We start from the raw sequence: 8,722 nt of genomic DNA on the forward strand, positions 1-8,722 counted from the left end.
GGCGGGCTAGGTGCATGCTGACCTTTCCGCGGTCATTCCGGGTTCGCCGCTGCGCGGCGCCCCGGAATGACAGGTGAGCCCATACTTTTGGCTGAACGGAAATCGATGGGCAGCCGCGGGGTTATAAAATAAGGTTGCGCCGGTTTTTCCTGATAGAAACTGCTGGGAGATATAAATGAAATCGGGATTTCTGGCCGCTGTCGCAGCATGCAGTCTGATGCTCGCGGCGCCGGCGTTTGCGCAGGGTGTCAAGATCGGCGTCCTGAACGACCAGTCCGGCGTCTACGCCGACTATGGCGGCAAGTATTCGGTCGAAGCCGCAAAGATGGCGATCGAGGATTTCGGCGGCGAGGTGCTCGGCCAGAAGATCGAGCTGGTCACCGCCGATCACCAGAACAAGCCCGATCTCGCGACCTCGATCGCGCGGCGCTGGTATGACGCCGATGGCGTCGACATGATCACCGAGCTCACGACGTCGTCGGTGGCGCTCGCGGTGCAGGAGCTGTCGAAGGAAAAGAAGAAGATCGACATCGTGGTCGGCGCGGCGACGTCGGCCATCACCGGCAGCGCGTGCACGCCCTACGGCTTCCACTGGGCGTTCGACACCCATGCGCTCGCGGTCGGCACCGGCGGCGCGCTGGTGAAGGCCGGCGGCGATACCTGGTTCTTCCTCACCGCCGACTACGCGTTCGGCTACGCGCTGGAAAAGGACACCAGCGAGATCGTCACCGCCGCCGGGGGCAAGGTGCTCGGCTCGGTCCGCGTGCCCTTGAACTCGTCGGACTTCTCCTCCTTCCTGCTGCAGGCGCAAAGCTCGAAGGCGAAGATCGTCGGCCTCGCCAATGCCGGCCAGGACACCACCAACTCGATCAAGCAGGCGGCCGAATTCGGTATCGTCAAGCAGGGCCAGAAGCTCGCCGGCCTGCTGATGACGCTCGCCGAGGTTCACGGTCTCGGGCTCGAAGCGGCGCAGAGTCTGGTCCTGACCGAGGGCTTCTACTGGGATCATGACGACAAGTCGCGCGCCTTCTCCGAGCGCTTCTTCAAGCGCACCGGGCGGATGCCGAGCATGATCCATGCCGGCACCTATTCGGCGACCTTGAGCTATCTGAAGGCGGTGAAGGCCGCCGGCACCAAAGACTCCGACGCGGTCGCCAAGAAGCTGAAGGAGCTGCCGGTCGACGACGCCTTCGCCCAGGGCAAGGTGCTGGCGAACGGCCGCATGGTCCACGACATGTATCTGTTCGAGGTCAAGAAGCCCTCGGAATCGAAGAAGCCGTGGGACTATTACAAGCAGCTCGCCGTGGTGCCCGGCGACCAGGCCTTCTTCACCGCCAAGGAAAGCGGCTGCCCGCTGACGAAGTGACGCGCAGCTGACGTGACACGCAGCTGGTGAAACAACATGACTGTCGTCCCTGCGAAAGCAGGGACCCATAACCACCGCTCTTGGCTGTAGCGCCGGTTGGGGCCGCAGCCTTCGCAAAACAGGACCCTGTGGTTATGGGTCCTGGCTTTCGCCAGGACGACGGTGGTGGTTGTGGCGCGATCGCCCCCTCAATGCGCGAGGCCCCACACCGCGCCGCCGAACGCGCCAACCCATAGAATGGTGGATGCGATTGCCTGGATGGCAAATCCCGGGCCGCGCTTGGCGACCGCCTCGCGATAGCCGATGAAATAGACGATGCGGCCGATGACCCAGATCGCGCCCACGACAGCGGCGCGCGCATCGCCGATATAGATCGCGAACAGCCACAGCGACGGCAGGAAGATCGGCATCCATTCCAGCGTGTTCATCTGGATGCGGTAGATCCGCTCGAAGTCCGGATTGCCAGTGATCGCCGGCAGCTTCACGTCGTAGCGGAAGCGGGCGCGCGCGACCTGGGTTGCGAAGAAGAAGTGCAGCGCGACGGCAAGGCAGGTGACGATGGCGGTGTAGTGATACATTTCAGGCGTTCCCTCGCGTTTGGTTTTCTTGAGACAAAGTACGCGCTGACACCATGACGGCGCGGCGACGGCCAGTGTGACACGTGAGGCCGATTTTTTCGCACCGCCGATCGCGCGATGATGGTCTAGATTTGGGTTTTGACGCGTTTTCTTCACGTGAACCGGAGTCCACTTCGCTCGAAAAAGCTCTAATACCCGGTCATCTCAAGATAGCCGATCCCCGAATGGCTGCCCGAAAAGCGGATCGGGCCCTCCCAATAGGGGAAACTGGTTCCCATCCAGCTCTTCGGATTGAGCGGCGTCGTCTCGATGGCGAGGCCGCGTTCGGGGAGCGTCACCCGCCATGATGTCGGCAGCTTGCGGCCGGCGATCTCGGTCGTGACAGTCGGTGTGATGCTGTTGCCGGGGGCGGCGATTTCGGTGGAGCGGCTGTCTGGTGTGATCCAGTTCCCGAACAGGTTCTCGCGGCCGTCCTTCTGGCGCAAGCGGTACAGCATCAGCTTCTCGTCGCCCGGCAGATGCAACGAGAGCCAGTCCCAGCCGGTCTGGTCGGGCGCCAAAGGCTGGCTGCTCCATTCGCGGTCCATCCAGGCGTGCCCGGTGACCCCGATCGGCTTGCCGTCGATGGTGATCGTGCCGGACACGGTGAAGAACGGCTGGCTGTAGTAATAGGAGGCCTGCCCGCGATCCGACTTCCGGCTGTAGCCGTGATCGCCCTGCAGCACCAGCGGCCGGTCGGCCTTGAGCTGCAGCGCGTAGCTGAAATCGTTGGCTGCGGCTTTGAGTTCGAGCGGCGCAACGGTCTGCGCATCGAAGCCGTCGAGGCCGCGCAACTGCCAGGCGTCGATCCAGGCCTGGAACGGCGTGGCGATGACATCGGCCTGGCCGACGCCGCCGCGCGCAAAAGTCTCGGCGACGTGATGCGTCGCGGCGCTGGTCACGGCGGCGTGGCCCATCCATACCTGCTGATTGGCCCAGCCCTCGACCCGCACGCCCGATGTCATCGCCTGGCGGAACAAGGTCCACTGCGCGCCATAGGCTGCACCAGCGGCATCGACAAGATTCGCGGTCACGTACCACCATTCGATCCGGAACTCGGGATGCGGACCGTGATCGGCGGGGAACACGAATTGTCTGCCGGGCGTCACCTGCGCAAATCCGTCAGCGGCCTCGCCGAGCCCGGCAAAGCCTTGCGCAAAGCTCCTGCCGCCGAGCGCCAGCGCCAGCGCGCCGCCGGCAAACGCGCGTCGCGTGATCGGGCGGCTAGCGCTCATTGACGAAGATCTTGATCAGGCTCGCCGGCTGCATGCGCGCCAGTCTAGCCACCGGGAGCGCGGCCGCACAGAGCGCGGCGACCAGCGCCACTGCGAGCAGCTCGATGAGCTGCAGCGGGAACACGTGGAACGGCAGCCGCCAGCCGAATGCCTTGACGTTGACGATCACCAGCAGGCACCAAGCGACCAAGAGGCCGAGCGGCAGCGCGAACAGCGCGGTGATCAGCGCGACCGCCATCGTCTTCAACAATTCGAGCGCCGCGAGCCGCCGCCGTGTCAGGCCGATCGCCCACAGTGGCGCCAGTTGCGGCAGCCGCGAATTGGCGAGCGTGAGCAGGCTGGTCAACAGCGCGACGCCGGCGACGCCGAGCGTGAAGGCGTTGAGCGCAGCGGTCACCGAGAAGGTGCGGTTGAATATCCGTTTCGATTCCGCCTTCATCGTCGCCTGGTCGGCGACGTTGCGGTCGTCGAGGCCGAATGTCTGCTGCAGCGCTGCGATCAGCGGCGCGATCTTGCCCGGCGCGACACGCAGGCCGATCCGGGTCATCGGCACCTGCGGGAAGTGCCGCGTCAGCGCAGCGAAGTTGACCGCGATCTGGCCCTTGGGATTACCGTAGTCGGCATAGATGCCGACGATCTCGAGCGGCCAGGTGCCGCCGGGCGCGGGCACTTCGATACGATCTCCGAGGCCAAGCTTCATCCGGCGCGACAGCTGCTCGCTGACGAAGCAGGTGTCGCCGGGGCGCAAGCGCACCCAGGCATTCGCGGAGCTCTCGAGCAGCGGCCAGTTGTCGCGATAGGTCGCGTGGTCGGGCAGGCCGAGCACCTCGATCGGCGCGCCGCCGAACTGGGTGTCGGCACGACCGCCGGGCAGGATCGCCTCCACCTCGGGCCGCTCGCGCAGCCAGGCCTTGATCTTCGTCGCCTGCGCGTCGCTGGCGGCATTGATGTAGACGTCGGCGGCGAGCCGGCCGTCGAGCCAGACCAGGAAGGTGCGGCTAAAACTGTTCACCATGGTGCCGACGCCGACATTGACCGCGAGCGCGAGCAGCAGCGCCATCAGCGCCAGCGACAACCCCGACAATTGCTGTCGGCCGTCGGCCCAGAACCAGATGCCGACCGGCCGCCGCGCGATGCGTTCGCCGAGGGAGAGCGCGATCTCCAGGATCATCGGCAGGATCAGCGCGGCGCCGAGCATCAGCGCAGCCAGAACCGCAAAGCCGGCGAGCAGGGAATCGCCGAACCGGATCAGGCCGGCCGCCACCGCGAACACGGCGATCGCCGCCGCGCTCTGCATCATGAGCCAGCGCCGCTGTGCCTGCCGCCAGGCCTGCGGCTGCGCCGAGGTCAGTACCGGCATCCGGATCGCCTTGGCCAGGCTCGCAGCCGCCGCGGCGAGCGCGCCCAAAATGCTGATGGCGATGCCGGCGAGCCACCAAACCGGTTTGAGCGAAAGTTCGCCCGGGATCTGCGCGCCATAGAGTCCGCGCAGGGAGGCGGCGACATTGGGCAACAAGGCGGCCGCGATGAAGTAACCGCACACTAGCCCGATCAGCCCGGCGACGATCGCGATCGACACCAGCTCGATCACGAGCACAGTGTTGAGCATCCGTGCCGACACGCCGCAGGCGCGCAGTGTGCGCAGCATCGGCAGCCGTTGCTCGAAGGCGAGCCCGATCGCGGAGTTGACGATGAACAGGCCGACGAAGAACGACAGCAGGCCGAAGGCGGTGAGGTTGAGGTGAAAGCTGTCGGTCAACCGTTCGAGATCGGTCTCCGCGCTCGGCTCGACCAGCCGCAGCCTGTCGCCGGCGACGCTCTCCAATGTCGCATGTGGTCCCTTGAACTTGCCGACCAGCAGCCGCGAGACCTGATCGGGCATCTTCAGGATCGCTTGCGCGATCCCGATATCGACGACCAGCACGCCGGGCGCGAGCTCCGGCTGCACGCGCAAGGGCGGCAGCGTGACGCCGTTGGTCTGCGGCCGCGCGCCTTCGGTGAGGGCGAGATCGTGCAACGTCTCCGGCGCCACCAGCATCTCGCCGGGCGGCGAGATGAAGGATTGCAGGCCGGCCTTGCCGATTGCCGGTGCGGTGCCGACCTCGGACGGCAGGGTCACCGGCTCGACGCCGAGCAAACGGTAGATGCGCCCGTCGATCTGGACGCGGCCTTCCAGCGTCGGCGATACCGGCCAGCCAGCGCGGCGCAGGTCGACGAACAATTTCTGCGGAAATGTCGCGCTGTCCTTGCCGACCAGCATGGCGGTGCGCGAACCGCCGAAGGTCGCGGCGGCGCGGTCATAGGCGTTGCGCGCTTGCTGGTTCAGCGCCTGCACGCCGCTCCACAACGCGGTCGCCGAAATCAGGCCGATCAGCAAGGTGGCGAGCTGCATCGGATGCCGTCGCCAGTGGCTGAGCATCACGGCGAGGATCCAGAGCGCCCTGGAGCCTTTTCCGTTCCGATCGGATCGGAACGGGGCTCCAGACTCTTGCTTTGGCGCGTTTTCTTCACGCGAACCGGACCCCACTTCGCTCGAAAACGCTCTGCTCATGCGATCACCCCGGCATGCAGGGTGACCTGGCGGTCCAGCGTCGCAGCCAGCCGCACGCTGTGGGTGACCATCAGGAAGCCGCAGCCGGTGCGCGCTACGAGATCGCGCGCCAGCGCGAGCACCTCGTCGGCGGTGTCCTCGTCGAGATTGCCGGTCGGCTCGTCCGCAAGCAGCAACAGCGGCTTCGGCGCCAGCGCGCGGCCGATCGCGACGCGCTGCTGCTGGCCGCCGGACAATTGCTCGGGATAGCGCTTGAGCAGGGATTGCAGGCCGAGCCGCTCGACCAGCTCATCATGCCATGTCGCATCGTGCCGCCCGGCGATGCGCGACTGGAACACGAGATTGTCCGCAACCGTCAGGCTCGGGATCAGGTTGAATTGCTGGAACACGAGGCCGAGCCGGTCGCGCCGCAGCTCGGCACGGCCGGCATCGCCGAGCCCGGAGACCAGCGTGTCGGCAAGCCTGATCTCGCCGCTGTCGGCGGCATCCAGCCCCGCGATCAGATGCAGCAGCGTGCTCTTGCCGCTGCCGGATTCGCCTGATAGCGCGACGCTCTCGCCGTTCGCCACGACCAGATCGACGCCGCGCAGCACGGCGACATTCTCGCTCGTCGTGCGATAGCTCTTGGTCAGTCCGGTGACGCGGAGCAACTCTGTGGTCGTTTCAGGCGGAGCGATGGCCGTGCCTCATTGCGGCTTCTGGTATTTCAGGACGAACTCGTCGATCGGCACTGACGCCTTGAAGACGGGCATGTTCCTGGGGTCTTCGGGATGATGCAGGAAATCACCCTCGGCGACCAGCTTGAAGCCGGCGGCCTCGACCTCCTGCTTCAGCGTGCTCTCCTCGATCCGGTGCAGCGTCTTGCCGACGCTCGCGCCGTCCCCCGGCTTGGCCGAATGATCGGCGATCACGAGGAAGCCGCCGGGCTTGAGCGCGGCGAACATCTTCTTGTTCATCACGGCACGATCGACCGGCATGTAGGTCATGTCGTGATACGAGAAGAAGAAGGTGATCATGTCCAGGTTCGAGACATCGGGCGGGATCGGATCGTCGTAGTTGCGTACGACATGCACGACGTTCTTCATGGCCGGCTTCTGGGCGCGGGTATCGAACTTGTCCTTCACATGCTGCGCGATCACGTCGGCCGAGTCCTGCGCGTAGATCTTGCCGCTCGGGCCGACGGTGCGCGCCAGCAATTCGGTGCTGTAGCCCGCACTCGCCTCCATGTCGAGGATCGTCATGCTGGCCTTGACCCCGGCGAAGGCGAGCATCTTGGCAGGCTGCCGGCGCTGGTCGGTGAGGCGGTCCGCATCGGTGCGATCGGGCGCGGCGACGATCGCCGCGTAGTCCGGGCTCGCGGCGTTCTCCGCGCGGACGTCTTGCGCGATGAGCAGTGCGACAGCCGCAAGCGCGGTGCTGACGGCTGTGCGGCGGAGGATCGATCTATTCATGGAATGACCTCGGGTTTGGCTGCTTCGAGCATAGCAGCCGCCCTGTGACAGATCATCGTGTCAATCGGGCGGCGACGCGATCGTGATCGTTGCCCGGAGGCGTGACGCGCGGCCTCCGCCATCGTGTCGCCGAGGCCACAGGTCCCGCGGAAATGCGGTGTTGCGTTGTCTGGTGAGCCGTGGCTAGCATCTCCGGCAGGGGCGGATCTTACGAAGCCGATTGAGAAACGACGGGGAGCCAGACATGACGACGCAACCGACGCCCAAGGCGGTATCAAAGGATACGCCCAAGGGCGCCTGGACCATCACCTTCCTCCTGTTCCTGTACATGGTGGTGAACTTTGCGGACAAGATCGTGGTCGGGCTCGCCGGCGTCCCGATCAAGACCGAGCTGGGCCTCACCCAGGAGCAGTTCGGCGACCTCGGTTCGTCCTTCTTCCTGCTGTTCTCGATCTCGGCGATCGTGGTAGGCTTCATCGTCAATCGTGCCTCGACGCGATGGGTGTTGCTGATCCTCGCCGTGATCTGGTCGCTGGCGCAATTCCCGATGATCGGGACTGTCAGCTTCACGACGCTTCTGATCTGCCGCATCATCCTCGGTGCCGGCGAGGGACCGGCGTTCTCGGTCGCCGCGCACGCCATCTATAAATGGTTTCCGGACGAGAAGCGCACGCTGCCAACCGCGATCCTGTCGCAGGGGTCGGCGTTCGGCGTGATCCTCGCCGTGCCCGCGCTGAACTGGGTCATCGTCAATCACAGCTGGCACCACGCCTTCGGCGCACTCGGAATCGTCGGCCTGCTCTGGGCCGTCGCCTGGTTCGCGCTCGGCAAGGAAGGGCCGCTGGTCCCGACTGCGGCGGTTGCCGCCAACGAGCCGCGGATTCCCTACTGGAAGCTGCTGACCTCGCGTACCTTCGTCGGCTGCGTCATCGCCACCTTCGGCGCCTACTGGGCGTTGTCGCTCGGGCTCACCTGGTTCACCTCCTTCATCATCGAAGGGCTCGGCTTCTCGCAGCAGCAGGCCGGCTTCATCTCGATCCTGCCCTGGATCTTCGGCGCGACGATCGTGATCCTCACCGGATGGATCTCGCAGCTGATGCTGTCGCGCGGCTTCACCACTCGCGGTGCGCGCGGCGTGCTCGGCTCGGTGCCGCTGATCATCGGCGGCTGCATCCTGGCCGTGCTGCCCCATGTCGCGCCCGGCGGACTGATGATCGCGCTCCTGGTGATCGGCTCCGGCCTGTGCGGTTCGATCTACGTGGTCTGCCCGCCGATGCTCGGCGAGTTCACGCCGGTGTCGCAGCGCGGCGCGATCATCGCGATCTACGGCGCGCTCTACACGATTTCGGGCATCCTGGCGCCGATGGTGATGGGCAACGTGATCCAGCATTCCGGCGCGGTGTTGCAGGGCTACATGACCGGCTTCACCATCAATGCCGCCATCATGGCCGGCGCCGGCGTGCTCGGGCTGCTCCTGCTGTGGCCGAACACCGAGCGCGCCC

Annotated in this window: 7 protein-coding genes; 2 read left to right on the forward strand and 5 right to left on the reverse strand. The window is 65.7% G+C overall.

Annotated features, from left to right (window positions below):
• Positions 1-175 precede the first annotated feature (175 nt).
• Positions 176-1,366: an ABC transporter substrate-binding protein gene (locus AS156_RS05835; protein WP_066501233.1), complete on the forward strand. Its 1,191-nt coding sequence runs from the start codon at positions 176-178 to the stop codon at positions 1,364-1,366.
• Positions 1,367-1,554: 188 nt separating this feature from the next.
• On the opposite strand, the gene AS156_RS05840 is transcribed toward AS156_RS05835, so the two are convergent.
• The 5 genes from AS156_RS05840 to AS156_RS05860 all read right to left on the reverse strand — a co-directional run bounded on the left by AS156_RS05840 (position 1,555) and on the right by AS156_RS05860 (position 7,220).
• Positions 1,555-1,944: an MAPEG family protein gene (locus AS156_RS05840; protein WP_066501236.1), complete on the reverse strand. Its 390-nt coding sequence runs from the start codon at positions 1,942-1,944 to the stop codon at positions 1,555-1,557.
• 188 nt (positions 1,945-2,132) lie between these two features.
• Positions 2,133-3,218 carry a lipocalin-like domain-containing protein gene (locus AS156_RS05845; protein WP_066501238.1) on the reverse strand — a complete coding sequence of 362 codons (1,086 nt, stop codon included), beginning with the start codon at positions 3,216-3,218 and terminating at the stop codon, positions 2,133-2,135.
• On the reverse strand, positions 3,208-5,637 hold the full coding sequence (locus AS156_RS05850) for an ABC transporter permease (protein ID WP_066501244.1): 2,430 nt from the start codon (positions 5,635-5,637) through the stop codon (positions 3,208-3,210). Before AS156_RS05850 ends, AS156_RS05845 begins: the two co-directional genes overlap by 11 nt.
• Positions 5,638-5,765: 128 nt before the next feature.
• A complete protein-coding gene (locus AS156_RS05855) occupies positions 5,766-6,419 on the reverse strand; it encodes an ABC transporter ATP-binding protein (RefSeq protein ID WP_066501246.1) in 654 nt (217 codons plus the stop codon).
• A gap of 36 nt (positions 6,420-6,455) precedes the next feature.
• Entirely contained in the window at positions 6,456-7,220 is a 765-nt protein-coding gene (locus AS156_RS05860; protein ID WP_066501248.1) for a class I SAM-dependent methyltransferase, read from the reverse strand.
• 244 nt (positions 7,221-7,464) lie between these two features.
• Here AS156_RS05860 and AS156_RS05865 point away from each other — a divergent pair.
• On the forward strand, positions 7,465-8,722 hold a 1,258-nt coding region (locus AS156_RS05865), incomplete at its 3' end, for an MFS transporter (protein ID WP_201455995.1).

It is taken from the genome of Bradyrhizobium macuxiense, assembly GCF_001542415.1.
GTDB lineage: Bacteria > Pseudomonadota > Alphaproteobacteria > Rhizobiales > Xanthobacteraceae > Bradyrhizobium > Bradyrhizobium macuxiense.